Below are 15,001 nucleotides of genomic sequence, written 5' to 3' on the forward strand. Positions count from 1 at the left end.
ACGCACCGCCGGAAAAGCTTCTCAGGCCGAGGCACGAAAAATCGAAAACGCAAGGCGGCGCCCAGACCACGCTTACGAGCAGTTCGCATCCGACTGACAGCACCATGCTCGCCGCTATGAGGGGGAGCCCGAAGGTTCAGGCTCATCATTCCGTGCGATCTAATCTTCCCGCACAGCATGCCGCTGTGCGGGAAGAAGGAACTGCAATGACTGTTCAATACTCCGTAAACGCACCGGGCAACGAGAACCGCAAAGAGCAAAGACCCGGCGCCCCCCTGGCTCAACCAGGATCGCGTCGCCTGTTCAACTTCGATGACCTGGAGGTCCAGTTCGATCCCGAGCTTCAGACCTTGTGGACCTACATGATACAGAAAGCTCGCCCCAGCTTCACTCCAGCCCTGCTCGCCGAGTTCGAGCAGTGGCAAAACGGCATCGAACTAGCCTGTTCAACGGGTGCCATGCCGATCCGCTACGTGGTGCTGGGGTCCCGTTTCCCGAATGTATTCTCGCTGGGAGGCGATCTTGACCTCTTCGCGGCTCACATCCGGAACGGCGACAGGGATGCCCTGGTTCGCTATGGACGGGCCTGCGTTCGCCTCCTCTATCGCAACATGCTCGGCCTTGATCAGTCGATCATCACGATCTGTCTGGTGCAGGGAGACGCGCTGGGAGGCGGATTCGAAGCGCTCCTGTCGTTCAACGTCGTCATCGCTGAACGCGGGACAAGCTTCGGACTACCGGAAACCGCCTTCGGGCTGTTCCCGGGGATGGGGGCGCATTGCTTCCTCTCTCGTCGCCTCGGATCCGCACACGCGGAGCGAATGATCATGAGCGGCCGGACGTACAGTGCGGAAGAACTGTACGAGATGGGCATTGTTCATGCACTGGCCAGTCCCGGGAACGGCCGCGCAGAGGTCGAGAGCTATATCCGCCAAAACCGCCGCCGTCACAGCGGGCACTGCGCCATCTACCAGGCGTCGCGATCCGTGAATCCCCTCGCGCTCAGCGAGCTGGAGGGTGTGGTCGACCTGTGGGCGGAGGCAGCCCTCCGGCTGAGTGAGACGGACCTGAAGCTGATGCGCCGCCTTGTCGCCGCACAGACGCGTCTGCTGGGAAAAGCGAGCGTCTGATCCATCCCCGCGTCAGGGTCGCAGCTCGCCCCTGAGCGGCATGCCGGCAAGCAGGGTCCCGACTCTGCTTGCCGGCATCGGTGTTGCCAGCAGATAACCTTGTACCGCATCGCAGTGGGTCCGGCGCAGCTGAGCGAGTTGCGCCTCAGTCTCGACGCCTTCCGCGATCGTCTGCATGCCCAGCTTTATCGCCAGGTCGACGATCGCTTGAACAATCGCGACCGAAGCAGGCCCCTGTTCCAGATCCGCAACGAAGGACCGGTCAATCTTCATTGTCTGGAACGGAAGCCTGGTAAGATAGCTGAGCGACGAATACCCTGTGCCAAAGTCGTCCAAAGTCGTGCGAACGTTGATCCGGTTGATTTCGTTGAGCACCGCGAACGACGCCTCGACATCTTCGAGGAGAACGGACTCGGTGATCTCAACCTCCAGTCGATCTGCGGCAAGCCCCGTTGTGGCCAGTGCACTCGCAATCACCTCCAGCAGGTTTGCTGATCGCAACTGGATCGGTGACAGATTGACGGCAACCTTGATTTCGGCAGGCCACTGCTTTGCGACGCGGCAGGCCTCATGGAGAACCCAGCTACCTATCGCGACGATCAGGCTGCTTTTCTCAGCTATGGGAATGAACTCGACCGGCGAAACCGAACCGTAGCGACGGTTGGTCCAGCGAAGTAGGGCCTCGCAGGACCGCACACGCTTCCCATCGAGGTCGAAAATCGGCTGGAACACCAGGTCAAACTCACCACGTTGCAGCGCGCCCTGCATCTCCGCTGCGAGATCCCGGCTTCGCTCCACTTTTTCGTCCATCAGCGGCTCATAGAAGCATATCGTGCGACGACCGCTATCCTTTGCCCGGTACAACGCCAGATCGGCGTTCTTGAGCAATGTGTCGGCCTCCGTCCCGTCAGCGGGAGCAATGGCGACACCCAGCGACCCGGTGACATCCAGTTCACGGGCATCATGGTGAACTGGCCGCTCCACCAGTTCCAGGATCCTGCTCCCGATCCTGGCTGCGTCGGATCTTTCCCTTATCCTGCGAACGACTGCGAACTCATCACCGCCGAGCCTGGCCACGATGCCGCCGCTGCCAAAGGCGTCTTTCAGGCGCCGAGCGATGCCAGTCAGAAGTGCATTGCCTGCATGGTGCCCGAAAGAGTCGTTGATCTCCTTAAATCCGTCGAGATCGAGCCAGTGAATTGCAAGCAGGTGGCTCCGGCCATGCAATGCCTGCAGTTCCTTCTCGAACTGCTCACGGAAGGCGGTCCGGTTCGCCACCCCAGTCAAGTCATCGCGGCGTGCAACGGCTGCATGATGTTCTGCTAAAGCGGCCATCTCAGCAGAGGCCACGGTCGCCTTCAGGATGACGTCGTACGTCTGCAGCGTGATGTCCATCATGGCCACTATGAACAGGAGGATCACGACCGCCAGCAGCGCTTTCAGCGGATCGACGGCTGCCAGCAGCCCAAAAACGATTGGAAGCGATGTAAGGCAAAGCTGCGACAGTGCAATCCAGGGGCGCCCGGCGTTACGTCCGGTAATACCAGCTGCGTACCCGACTGCTGTTGTCACCGCGAGCAACTGCAGCACGCCATCGGCGGTGTAGAGCAGCGTCAGCAGGCCGAACACGCCCAGCAGCGCCGAGTAACAGACCGCCCCCGCGCGATACACCAGCTCTTGTCGGGTTGCAGGGACACTGCCCGGCGCGCCGGATTCCAGTTCTGGTCGATGCGAGCGCAACGCGTCGGTGGTGCGCAGGCCGGCCACGATAGCGATCGCTATCGCGCACATGTTCATCATGCGGTTTCCGCTTACCAGCGCGACGGTTCCGCTGATCGCGCTGCTCGTAAGCGCTCCGATTATCAGCGATTGCGGAGACGCATACAGCGACGCCACCAAGGTTCGCCGCACATGCGCGGCGATCGTTTGGTCGGAGTGCCGTAGCCGCCGCAAACGTGAAATCAGGCTAGCCATGTCTGGACGGCGCTCCGTTAGCAAGTTCAGGCTGTGGTTTAGCAGCTGCAGTGTTGGGATGCGGCCGCGTCTTCAACCTGTTGATGCGGCATTTCCAAGTTCCGCTGGCCATGATGCCTTTTCCGCCGATCCTTAGGTCCAGACCAATTGCCAACCGCAGAGCATTATGCCCGCGATTGGACGATCGCACAGTTCTACTTTCACGTCATGACCGCGTACGCCATCTTACCGCGTAAAAACGTGGAGCTAGGGAAAGCCGATTATATAGCCCACCTGCTCCCCCATCTGCGTCCCACTGCGAAGCCCGAGGGGTAAACCGCTGTGCGCGAGCGGCTGCCCGGAATGTCCGCTTTCGACCCGTTCGAGACATTCGCGCGAGGGTATGCACGCGGATCCGTTGCGGACACTCGCTGGGTCGAAAAGTCCCGTACAGACATCGCATGCTGCCCGCTTGCTAAAGCGGTCAGGGGCTCGGCGCGCCTCCCACAGCGGGTGTGACGCTGTGTAGCGCGAGCTTGAAGCGCAGAACGCTGTTGGCTGGGATCGGTCCGCTGGCCCTGGCACCGTAGCCGAGCGCAGGCGGTATCCAGACGACCCATTCATCTCCGGGCCGCATCAGCTTCAACGCCTCGGTAAAGCCAGGAACGAAGCGGTCGACCCGCCCAGTCTGCGGCGTACCACGCTCGTAGCTGCTGTCGAACGTCTCGCCGGTTACCAGCTTGCCCTCATAGTCGAAGGTAACAGTATCGTTTCCGGCGGGGTGCGGTCCGGCTTCAGGTCCGGAGCGAACGACAAAGTATTGGAGGCCACTGGGCGTCGTCACAACATTCTCGGCGGCGGCGTTGCGAACGAGAAATTCGGGCCCGGGCGCAGTCGTCGGTGGTATTGGAATAGCCGGCGTTGTGGCGCAGGCGCCAACAAGAAGTGATACGGAGGCAATGACGAGTGGCTTGATCATGCAGGCTATCTAGCGCGGGGGTACTGTCAGAGCAACGGTACCGGATAGCGATCAGGCGCGCGGCAGAGTAGGGCAGGGCCATGCCTCGTCCTCGCAAGCCAGCTAGTCCATTTCGGTACTTCCGCTCCTCGCCCGAAGTGAACCGCCTCGTGGTGATGCTGTATGTCAGGTTTCCGCTTAGCTTGCGGAACGTGGAAGACCTGCTGTCTGAGCGCGGGATCGACGTGTGTCACGAAACAGTGCGATTGTGGTGGAACCGCTTCGGTCCGATGTTCGCGGGGGACATCCGCCGCCAGCGGATTTCCCGGATGCGCGGCTTTCGTCATTGGAGGTGGCACCTGGACGAGATGTACGTCCGTCTGAATGGCGAGATGGTCTACCTCTGGCGCGCTGTCGACCACGAGGGCGAAGTCCTCGAAAGCTACGTCACGAAAACCAGGGATAAAGCCGCTGCCCTGCGGTTCATGCGCAAGACGCTGAAGCGGCACGGCAAAGTGGAAGCGATCACGACCGTCGGCCTGCGTTCCTACGGAGCGGCCCTGAAACAACTCGGGTGCGAGGCCAAGCAGGAGACAGGCCGCTGGGCCAACAACCGGGCCGAGAACTCGCACCTGCCGTTCCGACGACGAGAGCGAGCGATGCTGAGGTTCCGGCGAATGAAGTCACTTCAGAAGTTTGCTTCCGTCCACGCCTCTTTCGCCAACCACTTCAACTCCGAACGCCACCTCGTCGACAGACAGACTTACAAGACCCGCCGCTCGGCCGCGCTGGCCGAGTGGCAAAACCTCATGGCGTGAGACTTGCAGCGGGTTGGGGCACTTCGCCAAACGGAGAGCAGTTCGCATCCGACTGACAGCACCGTCGAGAGCCTGTCGGTTGCTGAACAACTCGGCCGCCCCGTCGCCAAGGCGTGGAACGCGATCGGCTCTGCATCCTTCGCCAGGAAGGCCAAGCCGGAAGGCGCATTGGATCGGATCGCCATTCCTGTCGCGGCCGACCGGCCCCGGGACCGGGAGATCACGATGGCGCTAGTCAAGGAGACCGGGCTTGACGCCTTTGACGCTGGTTCACTCGCGGACTCCTGGCGCCAGCAGCCGGGTGCGCCGGCGTACTGCACCGACCTTACTCAAGCTGAAATCGGCGTCGCTCTGGATGCAGCGAACCGGGGCAGGCTGCCCAAGCGGCGGGACCTCGGCGTTGCCGTGATGCAGGAGCGTCTGGGCGACGGCACCACCAACCCGGACGAGGACTGGGGCGTCCGTCTGATTCGCGTGATCAACATGTAGCTGCTCAACGCGGCTTGTCCCTCCGGTCACCGGAAGGGGGACAAGCCGCTTACTTGTCCGTGACGTCAGTTGCTGAACGAGCGGCAGCTTCCAAGAAGCTGCGACTGCCGCCGGGATTGCAAAGGGTGGGCGATCGCAGGCATTTTGACGCACAGCCCGGCCGCCGTTACGGACGGCGGCATGATTGCTTTGCTGTCTCCCGCCAAAACGCTCGATTTCCAGCGCGAGCTGCCGCCACTGACGGCCACGAGACCGCATTTTGGCGAGGAAGCCAGCGGCTTGGCCAAATCGGCGGCCAACCTTTCGCAAAAACGGTTGAGCGAGTTGATGCATATCTCGCCGCGTCTGGCCAAGCTCAACGCGGAACGCTTCCGGGATTTCGCGACTTTGCCCGAGCGGCCGGCACTTTTCGCATTTGCGGGCGACGTCTACACGGGCTTCGAGGCGCATACGCTGGACGAAGCCAGCATCGTATTCGCGCAGGACCACGTGCGGATCTTGTCGGGGCTTTATGGCCTGCTGCGCCCGCTCGACGCGATCCGGCCCTATCGCCTTGAAATGGGCACTCGCTGGGCGCCTCGCCGTAAAAGCCTGACCGATTGGTGGGGCAACCGCATCGCCGATCTGCTTTGCGGGCAGATGGCGCAGGGGGGATCAGGCGTGGTGCTCAATCTCGCGAGCCAGGAGTATTTTGCGGCGGTGAAGGGCAAGCTGGAAAATCTGCGGGTAGTCGATGTCGACTTCCGCGAACCGGGGCCGGATGGCCCTCGCTTCGTCAGCTTCAGCGCCAAGCGCGCGCGGGGCATGATGGCCCGCTGGATGTGCGAGCATCACATCACCGACATTGACGCCATGCGCGGCTTCGATACCGACGGCTACCGCTTCGATGCCCAGGCCAGCGAGACGGACCATTGGCGGTTCACCCGTTCGTGAGCGGTTCCGGCAAGGGCGCCGCCGTAATTATCGGCGCATCCGGAGGGATCGGCGCGGCGTTCGAGGCTGCGCTGATCGAAGAAGGCGCCTTTGATGTGGTTCACGGGCTGGCACGATCGCGGAGTGGATCGCAGCATCTCGACCTCGAGGACGAAGCCAGCATCGCTGCGGCCGCCGCGCATGTAGCGCGAGGCCCGAAACCGCTTCTGGTCATCGTCGCAACCGGTTTACTCCATGCGGGAGATCGCGGTCCTGAAAAGGCGCTGCGGGAGCTCGACCCAACGTGGCTGGCGAAAGTTCACGCGGTGAACGCAATCGGACCGGCGCTGGTTGCCAAGCATTTCCTGCCGATCATGCCGAACAACGGGAGAACCGTCTTCGCGGCGTTGTCCGCCCGGGTCGGCTCGATAGCCGACAACCGGCTCGGCGGGTGGCACGGCTACCGTGCATCGAAGGCGGCATTGAACATGCTGGTGCGAAACCTGGCGATCGAGGAGCGGCGCCGCAACCAGGCTGCAATCGTCGTTGCGCTTCACCCCGGCACTGTCGATACCGCGCTTTCCCGCCCCTTTCAGGGAAGCGTCCATCCTGGACGGCTGTTCGATCCCGAACGCGCGGCGCTGCAACTTCTTGATGTCATCGAAGAATTGAAGCCGCTCGACAGCGGCAACCTGTTCGACTTCGAGGGCAAGGAAATCGCATTCTGACGGAACCGCGCAAACGTAGGAGCGAATGACGGCCAATGACGCCCCCGAGTTCCCTGTCGAACCGTCCGAGTTCGGGGCTGAACGAACGGCCGGTTTCAGGCTGCTGAATCAGGCCCTGAAAGGTCGGCTTCATCGGTTCGGCCGAGTGTCAGCTTTCCGAGTTTCTGTGCCTGGCACCGGACCGGCGGAAGACGGCCCAGGAGGCGGCATAACTTGCCGCGTGAATGAATGGCCGGTTTCGGCGGCTGAGCAAGGCGTCGTGAACGTCGGCTATGTTCGCGAGGTTTGTCCGATCACTGGGACTGATTGGTGTCGAATGGAGTCGCCAGCCCAACCTCTCTCAGCAGCATCCTTCCGAGTCCGGATACTTCAACAGAATGTTTGAAACAGCCTGTTCGTGCGTCGAACTCTGGCAAGCTGCCCTTCTTCACATTTCCATAGTTTCGCATCAGGAGACCGAGTCGCAGCAGATGCTCACGGCCAGCTTGGTAGAGATGGTTCTGCTCGATCTGCGCCAGGGTTGACTGCGTGTGGATCGGGTCTGGGCGGTTAACGGCGGAAAGCGGGTTACGATCGCCTCCGCCGTAAGTACGCCCATAGGCGTTGAGCAGGCTGAGTTCATCATCGTCGATCTCGCCGAGGATCGATAGTAGCCGCTTACGCCGGGTGACGTCCGCATCCGACTCCTTCAGTCCTTGCCTTACCGCCTCGACGATCCGATCGATCCTCTCCTTCGAGGTGGCGCGAGCGGCTTGGCATCCTCCCTGCTCGATCAGGTCGATCTTCTCGGCATTGCCCCCGAGACTATGCCTCACCTCCGCATCGAGCTCATCGATCCTGCCTGCTAGTTTTCGGAGATAATGGTAATGCGGTCGGCTCGCTGCCCGGGAATTACTGACCCGATAATCTCGGCCAAAGGACCGCCCGCCAAGGGTACAAAGCTCGCAACTCCCTTGCCAATCGCAACCAAGCGGTCCTTCCAATCGTCATCCAGTCCATCATTTGGAGCGCCACCGTCTTCCATTACCATTCCCTCACTGTCGGATCGCTGTCCCGGCGCAAAGAAATCTTACACGGTGCATGAAACATCCAGCTATTTCTGCATTTCGAGGTGAACGTACGGCCGGTTTGGACAGGTCAATCTGGTAGCTAAACGGCGGCTATGGGGCGTCAGGTGACCTGAATGCTGAAAGCGAACCAAGATTTTACGGCGTGATCGTACAGCTGCACGACCTGATCGGTCACTGAGAGGGTATAATGGCTAGAGGACTGGCGATCGTATCCCTCCGCCCTCAGGCCGTCGATCTCGAGCGATACGAACGCTTTGTCACCAGCGTCGTAGAGCTCGGACCTGGTGCCATTGAACTTCGCTTGCCTGTCGCCATCGAACCCTTGCAAGCGTTCTCCCCGAGCTTCTGCGGCGATCTGGAGGTCGCGTCCAGACGCATGATCGTGCACGCCGGCAACTTTCTTGCCGAACATGAAGGCGTGGGCGGCCGCGGCGACCATGGCTCGGGTGTGGGGTGACATGCGGCCACCTGCCATCGAGTGCGTGAGGAAGCAAGCCGTGCCTCCTGATGGCCGGCAGCTTTCAGGAAGGCAGGACCGACCGGATAATGTCCGCGCTATCAGCGGCTGCAGGCCTTCAGTCGCTCAGCCGGCCGCAACGATTGAATGTTCAAGTCGCACATCGTCGAGCAGCCGCTCGATCGCGGCACGCTGCGCATCGGTTCCGCTTAGCCTGACATCCCAGTTGCAGTGGGCATGCGTCTCTGTGTCGCGCACGATCACTTTGCCAAGCGCCCGCTGCCATGTCTGCGAGGTACCGCCTTTCTCCCGGACAAGTCGGTCGATAAGCAGCTGTTCGAGGTCGGAGGCAGTCATGCCCGCCCACTTAGCTGCTGTTGGTAGCCAAGCAAGCAGACGTTCGCGCGCCAGCTTCTAAATCAACGACGTGGTTCGTGGATGAGCCGCAGAGCGGCAAGCGGCGGCATTGTCGGCGATAGCTGCCCGAGGTGTCGCGCGCCGACGAAGGACAGCTATCCCATTCCGCCTCCCGGAACCTGCCGGACCGGATCCGGCCCAGCTTGAGCCGAAGATCGGCTGGCCGGTAAATCTATCGTGAGCTGCTGCCCATGCTTGCCGGCAGCGGACGTCCTGCTCCCTTGTCCGGGTCAGGCGGCTTCCCGGGGTTGCCTTGATTGCCTCAGAAGTTCCAGAAGGGTAGTTTCCTCTGGAGTAAGCTCGCCGATGGCGCTGGCGCCAAAGGCAGCAGCGTCCGCCACTTGCTGCTGAGCGGCGCCGGGGAGCGCATCAGGGCCCTCAAGCCGGAACGAAGCGGGCACGAGAGGCCCGAACAGAAGAGCGCGTTCGAGATCCGGCCAGCGGCCGGGGTCTGGCTCAACCCCGGCTTTGCGTGCGAAGGCGAGGGCCAGGACGTTCATCGCGGGCTGCACCCCCTGTCGACGTTTTGCCCGACTATCGAGAGCGCCTTGCCGCATTTGTTCAGAAGTCGGCGCGGCACACTGATTTGAGAACAGCTGCGCAATCCACCGGGCCTGCAGTTCGAGCACCGGCAGCTTCGGCCCGACAAGATTGTACAGCCCCAGAAAGGCCATGTCGGGCAGATCGGGGTGAAGAGTATGCTCGAAGAGGTCCGGGCCGCCCGCTTCCAGTTCAAGCGTGTTCCGAATTGCAACCGGAAGGGATGGCAAGCTGGGCCGATAGCCGGTGCCGAAAATGATGCAGTCTGGCTGTAGCTCGCTTCCGTCGACGAAACGGACGGTCCGGTCATCGATGCAGTCGATCCACGGCCGAATGGTGATCCGCCCGTCCGCCACAGCGGGCAGGAAATGTTGAGCCTGGGTCACGCCCGCGGCAAAGATATCCGGGTCGGCCGCGGGCGCTCCGAACTGCTCGGGCCGTCCGCCAGCCTTGGTGACGGTATCCAGCATTTGTTCGGCGAGCCGATGCGGCGGCAGGACGGCCCCAGCCAATGCCGCCGCGCGTGTGAACATCAGGTTGTCCGTCGGAATCCCCGCGACGATCTTTGGAAGGACATAACGCTGGCGCCTGTAGCTGGTGACGACCTGAGCTGCACCGCCGAGCGCCAGTTCGGATGCGATCTCAAGCGCGCTGATCGAGCAACCGGCGACCAGCACCGAACGGCCACGATAGCGCTCCACGCCGGCATAATGCGCACTGTGCAGGGCTCCGAAGGTTCCTGTGAAACGCTCAAGCCCTGCAATTTCCGGCAGCACCGGCGTGCCTTCGGCTCCAGTCGCGAGGATTACCTTCGCAAAACGCTCAATCTGCTCGCCTTCGGGCCCGCACGATCCGATTTTCCAACCGCCGGAGCTACGCTCTATCTGCTCCACCCTCGTATTGAGCCGCATTCGGCGGTGCAGTTCAAACCGCTCGGCGTAGGCCTGCAGGTAATTTTGCATGTCCTCCCGGCGGGGAAAACAAGGTGTACCAACCGAGTGATCCAGGTCGGAGAAGCGGCTCATGGTTCGACTGGTGTTCGTTCGCATTCCCGGCCAAGTTGCGCTTGCCGGTCCGTCCGGGTTCCACTGACCGCCGGGGGAACCCGCCGCCTCAAAAAGCACTGGCTCCAGACCCGCCTGAATCAGCCAGCGGGCAGCGACAAGCCCCGCCGGTCCCGCTCCGATGATGGCGACCGCATCCCGTCTTTGCGTGGTTTTCATGTCTCGGCTCCTTCTGAAAGGACCGATAATTCGTGGCGGAGGTCTGTGCTTCCTAAATGATTGCTAAGGGCACGGCGGGAATCCTAACTTGCTCCTGCTTTGTTTTTGCAGGACCGAAAGACATGCAACTCGACCAGGAGACCCTGCGCTTCCTCGCCAGTCCCGTGATGATCATCATCGGGAGCAGCGATAGCGGGAATCGCCCAGCAATCGGCCGTGGACTTGGCGTCCTTGGGCGCGGCCCCGGCGAGATCGACCTGGTCTTCTCCCGCTGGCAGTGGCCCCGCACAGCGGAGAATGTCGCTGAAACACGGCGCTTGGCCGTCACGTGCAGCCGGCCGAGCGATTACGTCACCTGCCAGGTGAAGGGGAAAGCAAGGCTTTTGGTAGCGGAGAAAGAGCACATCGCCCGGGCCGATGCATACCGGACGGACATCAGTGCTGTGCTAAACGGCCTCGGCGTCGCCCGGGCAACGATTGCCCAGTGGACGGTGCCCGAGGATCTGGTGGTGGCCAGGCTTGAAGTGGCGGAAGCGTATCTCCAGACCCCCGGCCCCCGAGCAGGAACTGCCTTGTGACCGTGAAGCTCGAAGATCTCTCCGCCTGTTTCGAAGGCGTAATCCCGTCAGTTGTCGCGACAGCGGCGGCAGACGGCACGCCGAACGTGTCCTACCTCTCGCACGTTGTGATGGTGGACGAGAACCGGGTGGCACTGTCCAACCAGTTCTTCGCCAAGACGGCCGCTAATGTCCGTGCAAACCCGCAAACGTCCCTCCTGCTGGTCGATGGGGTGACGGGGCAGCAGTATGCGCTCGATTTGCAATGGGAGGCTTCTCTCGATCGCGGTGAATTGTTCGACCGGGTCGCGCGGGACTTGCGCGCCAGCAGCGTTCAGATCGGGCTGGCGGACCTGATGCGGCTGAAGGCCGTGGATATATTCCAAGTGCTCTCGATCCGTCCGTGTCCCGCGCCTGTCCTCCCCGACGAAGCCGAGGAGCAGGTGGGCTCACCGGGCATGCGCGAGATGGCAGAAGCGGCCCGAGCGATTGCCGTCCACGCTTCCACCGAAGAGATACTGGATGCCTTGCTAGAGAGTGCTTCCATGCTCGCCGGATGCAATCATGCGGTTGTCCTGCTTCATGAACGGGAGCGCGATGTCCTCGTGACAGTGGCTGCCGTCGGCTACGCCCAGGCAGGAACGGGATCCGAGGTTCCGCTGCGTGAAGGGTTGATCGGAGAAGCCGCGGCAGGACGGGAAACTCTCAAGCTCAACGACCTGAGCCGGGTGCGCCGGTTCAGCGCTGCCATCGTGGGAGGGGACAGCGAAGGTGATACGCGGACCATCCCGTTCCCGCACGCCGCGGAGGCGCTAAGTCAGATCGCGATACCAATGATCGTGCAAGGCACCCTCACGGGGGTTCTGTTCCTGGAAAGCCCCAGACGTCTCGCGTTCAACAGGGAAATGGAAGCGGCGCTCGAGACGCTCGCGGGACAGGCCGCATCGGCGTTGGCGCTGGCCGAGGTGGCACCAGCGCGAACCCACATTGCGGAGCTGGAGCCGAGCGTTGCTCCGAGCAACAGCTCCATCCAGGTTGTCAGCTATGCGTTCGATGACAGCGTCTTCATCGACGGCCGGTATGTCATCAAGGGTGTGGCGGGCCGGCTGCTCGTTTTCCTGCTGGAACACGCCGTGTCGGACGGGCGGACCGAGTTCACGAACCGTGAGATCAGGCGCGCCGCCGAGCTTCGCCTGCCCGACTTCAAGGACAACCTTGAAACACGCCTGCTGCTTCTCAGACGCCGTCTGGAAGAAAAGCAATTCCCTGTCCGCTTGGAGCGGGCCGGGCGCGGGAGGATGAAGCTAAAGATGATGGGAGTCCCTCGGATCGAGCGCCGCCCCTGATTGATCTCCGCTTCCGGCTGTAAATGCGTCGGACGGAATTGTCAGACGAAATGCACCCAATGGTGATCGGCCCCAAGGCCAGGTAGGCAGGGGCATGCCTCGTCCGCGCAAACTGGCTAGGGTTCGGACTCATTACAGCCACAAGATGACGGCTGCGGCAAGGGCAACGGCGCCCATGAAGCACTTGATCTTGCGGTCGAAACGGGTGGAAATACGGCGCCAGTCCTTGAGCCGGCAGAACATGCGCTCGATGACGTTGCGCTGCCTGTAGAGGGCTTTGTCGTAGTCGAACTGGACCTTGCGGTTCTTGCGCGGTGGGATGACGGCCGTGGTTCCGCGTTCGCCCAGCCATTCGCGCAAGGCCTGGCTGTCATAGCCTTCGTCGGCAACCAATTGGGATGATGGCGGCAGAGCCTCAATGCACTGCTTTGCAACCTTGCTGTCGTGCACGTTGCCCGGCGTCAGGAGCAGGACGAGCGGGCGCCCCTTGTCGTCGCAGACGGCGTGGAGCTTGGTGTTGCGGCCGCCTTTCGTGCGGCCGATACCATTGGCCAAGGCCCCCCTTTTCCACCCCCGGCACAGCGATGAACCTTGATGCAACTTGAGTCGATGAACAGCCGATCGGGAGCATCCTCATTGCCAGCCAGCGCAGCAAAGATGCGCTCCCAGATACCGCGCTCGGACCAGCGGACGAAGCGGTTGTAGAGCGTCTTCTTCGGGCCGTAGACGTCCTGCGGACAATCGCTCCAGCGCCCGCCGCACTTAAGCGCATGGACAATCCCGGAAAGCACGCGCCGATCATCAACTCTAGGCATCCCGCGCGTGTCGCGCGGCAACAACGGTTCGATCCGAGCCCACTGTGCATCCGAAAACCAGAAGAAATCCGCCACCTTACCGCCTCCCTTGCTGAAGGCAGTGAATCACGTTCCCTCAGCAAGAGGAATCCTGTTTATGGGTCCGGACCCTAATCCGTTCGGTATTTCCACTCCTCGCCCGAGGTCATTCGGCTCGTGGTGCGGAAAGGCGTTTCTATTTCGCCTGCGATCACGTCTTTCACACACACCGGGGACGATTGTGGCACCACGAAGCTTCCGATAACTTGCGCCCACGTTTATCAACGGGCGTAAATCAATCGGGGGTCCTAATGAAGATAGTGAAGAACGTATTAGGTTCGATCGCCATCGCCAGCCTTCTTGCTGCGCAGCCAGTACTCGCCATAAGTGAGCGGGTCCGTGAAGCCACCCCAAGCGCTGACTCTGAAGAGTTGGCCACGATGGGCGCCATGGGCGCCATTGGGATCGGTGCGGTGCTTCTTGCCGCCGTGGCCCTCTTGGAGATCACAGAAGTAGTCGACATCCTCGAAAGCAACGACGCCGAGCCACTATCGCCGTAGAAGCCACGAAGGAAGTTGAACACTCGGCAAGGGCGCGGTCGATGATCGCGCCCTTGTTTCGTTTAGCCATCCGCGTTTGTCTCAGCCGCATGCTCTCTCAAGGACACTGTCAGACGAAATGCACCCAGCGGTGATCGGCCGGAAGGGGGGGTAGGGCAGGGGCATGCCTCGTCCCCGCAAACCAGCTAATCCGTTCCGGTATTTCGACTCCTCGCCCGAGGTAATCCGCCTCGTGGTCATGATGTACGTCCGTTGTCCGCTTTCGTTGCGGAACGTGGAAGACCTCCTGTTCGAGCGCGGGATCGACATCTCACACGAGACGGTGCGCTTCTGGTGGAACCGCTTCGGCCCGCTGTTTGCAGCCGATTTCCGGCGCCAGCGGATCAACCGGATGCGCGGCTTCCGGCACGAGCGTTGGCATCTCGACGAGATGTACGTCCGCTTGAAGGGGGAGCTGGTCGACCTCTGGCGCGCTGTTGATCGCGAGGGTGAAGTCCTGGAAAGCTACGTCACGAAATCCCGGGACAAAGCCGCTGCTCAGCGGTTCATCAGGCGAGCGATGAAGTGGCACGGCAGGGTCGAGGCGATCACGACTGACGAGCATCGGCCCTACAGAGCAGCCCTGATCGAGCTCGGGTGTGAGCAAAAGCAGGAGACCGGCCGCTGGTCCAATAACCGGGGCGAGAATTCACACCCGCGATTCCGAAGACGGGAAAGGGCGATGCTCCGGTGCAGGCAGATGAAGTCACTCCAAAAGTTCGCCTCAGTTCACGCCTCCTTCCACAATCACTTTTCCCACGAACGCCGTCTCGTCGACAGGAAGACTTGCAAAACCCGCCGCTCGGCCGCCTTGGCTGAGTGGCAGAGCCTGATGGGTAAGTTCAATTGCGCTAAACAGAGAGCGGTTTACATTAGACTGACAGCACCTGGGTAATACCAAGACCTGTGGAATGTGACTCATGATGGCTTTCCTGCGCCGGCGCGCTGTGATTCAGGATCGCAAACGGATG

General features: G+C 61.6%; 16 protein-coding genes and 1 pseudogene. 10 read left to right on the plus strand and 7 right to left on the minus strand.

What is annotated here, in order from left to right:
* Positions 1 to 206 precede the first annotated feature (206 nt).
* Positions 207 to 1,130, plus strand: a complete 924-nt coding sequence (locus tag ELY13_RS13615) for a crotonase/enoyl-CoA hydratase family protein (RefSeq protein ID WP_126174462.1) — start codon at positions 207 to 209, stop codon at positions 1,128 to 1,130.
* 12 nt (positions 1,131 to 1,142) lie between these two features.
* Here the strand turns inward: ELY13_RS13615 and ELY13_RS13620 are convergent, their stop codons facing one another.
* A complete protein-coding gene (locus ELY13_RS13620) occupies positions 1,143 to 3,104 on the minus strand; it encodes a putative bifunctional diguanylate cyclase/phosphodiesterase (RefSeq protein WP_126174463.1) in 1,962 nt (653 codons plus the stop codon).
* A 153-nt stretch (positions 3,105 to 3,257) separates the two neighbouring features.
* Here ELY13_RS13620 and ELY13_RS13625 point away from each other — a divergent pair.
* Positions 3,258 to 3,419, plus strand: a pseudogene (locus tag ELY13_RS13625) (DUF1993 family protein); the annotation flags it as partial.
* A gap of 148 nt (positions 3,420 to 3,567) precedes the next feature.
* Here the strand turns inward: ELY13_RS13625 and ELY13_RS13630 are convergent.
* Entirely contained in the window at positions 3,568 to 4,062 is a 495-nt protein-coding gene (locus ELY13_RS13630) for an FKBP-type peptidyl-prolyl cis-trans isomerase (RefSeq protein WP_126174465.1), read from the minus strand.
* Between the two features lie 80 nt (positions 4,063 to 4,142).
* On the opposite strand from ELY13_RS13630, the gene ELY13_RS13635 reads away from it, so the two are divergent.
* The 4 genes from ELY13_RS13635 to ELY13_RS13650 all read left to right on the plus strand — a co-directional run bounded on the left by ELY13_RS13635 (position 4,143) and on the right by ELY13_RS13650 (position 6,988).
* Positions 4,143 to 4,859 carry an IS6 family transposase gene (locus ELY13_RS13635; RefSeq protein ID WP_126174466.1) on the plus strand — a complete coding sequence of 239 codons (717 nt, stop codon included), beginning with the start codon at positions 4,143 to 4,145 and terminating at the stop codon, positions 4,857 to 4,859.
* Positions 4,860 to 4,862: 3 nt separating this feature from the next.
* Positions 4,863 to 5,348 (plus strand): NADPH-dependent F420 reductase, encoded by a 486-nt coding sequence (locus ELY13_RS13640; RefSeq protein ID WP_206436073.1) that lies wholly within the window; start codon positions 4,863 to 4,865, stop codon positions 5,346 to 5,348.
* Between the two features lie 180 nt (positions 5,349 to 5,528).
* On the plus strand, positions 5,529 to 6,281 hold the full coding sequence (gene yaaA, locus ELY13_RS13645) for a peroxide stress protein YaaA (RefSeq protein WP_126174476.1): 753 nt from the start codon (positions 5,529 to 5,531) through the stop codon (positions 6,279 to 6,281).
* Entirely contained in the window at positions 6,278 to 6,988 is a 711-nt protein-coding gene (locus ELY13_RS13650) for an SDR family NAD(P)-dependent oxidoreductase (RefSeq protein WP_126174467.1), read from the plus strand. The genes yaaA and ELY13_RS13650 overlap by 4 nt, the downstream gene beginning before the upstream one ends.
* A gap of 293 nt (positions 6,989 to 7,281) precedes the next feature.
* Here the strand turns inward: ELY13_RS13650 and ELY13_RS13655 are convergent, their stop codons facing one another.
* From ELY13_RS13655 to ELY13_RS13670, 4 genes are all read right to left on the minus strand, one after another.
* Positions 7,282 to 7,803, minus strand: a complete 522-nt coding sequence (locus tag ELY13_RS13655; protein ID WP_126174468.1) for a hypothetical protein — start codon at positions 7,801 to 7,803, stop codon at positions 7,282 to 7,284.
* Between the two features lie 355 nt (positions 7,804 to 8,158).
* On the minus strand, positions 8,159 to 8,497 hold the full coding sequence (locus ELY13_RS13660) for a hypothetical protein (RefSeq protein WP_241233716.1): 339 nt from the start codon (positions 8,495 to 8,497) through the stop codon (positions 8,159 to 8,161).
* 144 nt (positions 8,498 to 8,641) lie between these two features.
* The gene (locus tag ELY13_RS13665) at positions 8,642 to 8,872 is read right to left on the minus strand and encodes a hypothetical protein (RefSeq protein WP_126174470.1); all 231 of its coding nucleotides are present in this window, start codon (positions 8,870 to 8,872) and stop codon (positions 8,642 to 8,644) included.
* A 290-nt stretch (positions 8,873 to 9,162) separates the two neighbouring features.
* A complete protein-coding gene (locus ELY13_RS13670) occupies positions 9,163 to 10,695 on the minus strand; it encodes a flavin-containing monooxygenase (protein WP_126174471.1) in 1,533 nt (510 codons plus the stop codon).
* A gap of 122 nt (positions 10,696 to 10,817) precedes the next feature.
* On the opposite strand from ELY13_RS13670, the gene ELY13_RS13675 reads away from it, so the two are divergent.
* Complete coding sequence (locus tag ELY13_RS13675) at positions 10,818 to 11,273, plus strand: hypothetical protein (RefSeq protein WP_126174472.1); 456 nt, start codon at positions 10,818 to 10,820, stop codon at positions 11,271 to 11,273.
* Positions 11,270 to 12,598 carry a GAF domain-containing protein gene (locus ELY13_RS13680; RefSeq protein ID WP_126174473.1) on the plus strand — a complete coding sequence of 443 codons (1,329 nt, stop codon included), beginning with the start codon at positions 11,270 to 11,272 and terminating at the stop codon, positions 12,596 to 12,598. The genes ELY13_RS13675 and ELY13_RS13680 overlap by 4 nt, the downstream gene beginning before the upstream one ends.
* A 132-nt stretch (positions 12,599 to 12,730) precedes the next feature.
* On the opposite strand, the gene ELY13_RS13685 is transcribed toward ELY13_RS13680, so the two are convergent.
* Positions 12,731 to 13,488 (minus strand): IS5 family transposase gene (locus ELY13_RS13685; protein ID WP_420897431.1). Its coding sequence is split into 2 segments (ribosomal slippage): positions 12,731 to 13,141 and positions 13,144 to 13,488, totalling 756 coding nucleotides; the frame shifts between segments, so codons are not numbered across the junction.
* 254 nt (positions 13,489 to 13,742) lie between these two features.
* On the opposite strand from ELY13_RS13685, the gene ELY13_RS13690 reads away from it, so the two are divergent.
* Positions 13,743 to 13,991 (plus strand): hypothetical protein, encoded by a 249-nt coding sequence (locus ELY13_RS13690; RefSeq protein WP_126174474.1) that lies wholly within the window; start codon positions 13,743 to 13,745, stop codon positions 13,989 to 13,991.
* 163 nt (positions 13,992 to 14,154) lie between these two features.
* Complete coding sequence (locus ELY13_RS13695; RefSeq protein WP_126174475.1) at positions 14,155 to 14,925, plus strand: IS6 family transposase; 771 nt, start codon at positions 14,155 to 14,157, stop codon at positions 14,923 to 14,925.
* Positions 14,926 to 15,001 lie beyond the last annotated feature (76 nt).

The sequence above is a fragment of the Altericroceibacterium xinjiangense genome, assembly GCF_003958635.1.
Lineage (GTDB): Bacteria > Pseudomonadota > Alphaproteobacteria > Sphingomonadales > Sphingomonadaceae > Altericroceibacterium_A > Altericroceibacterium_A xinjiangense.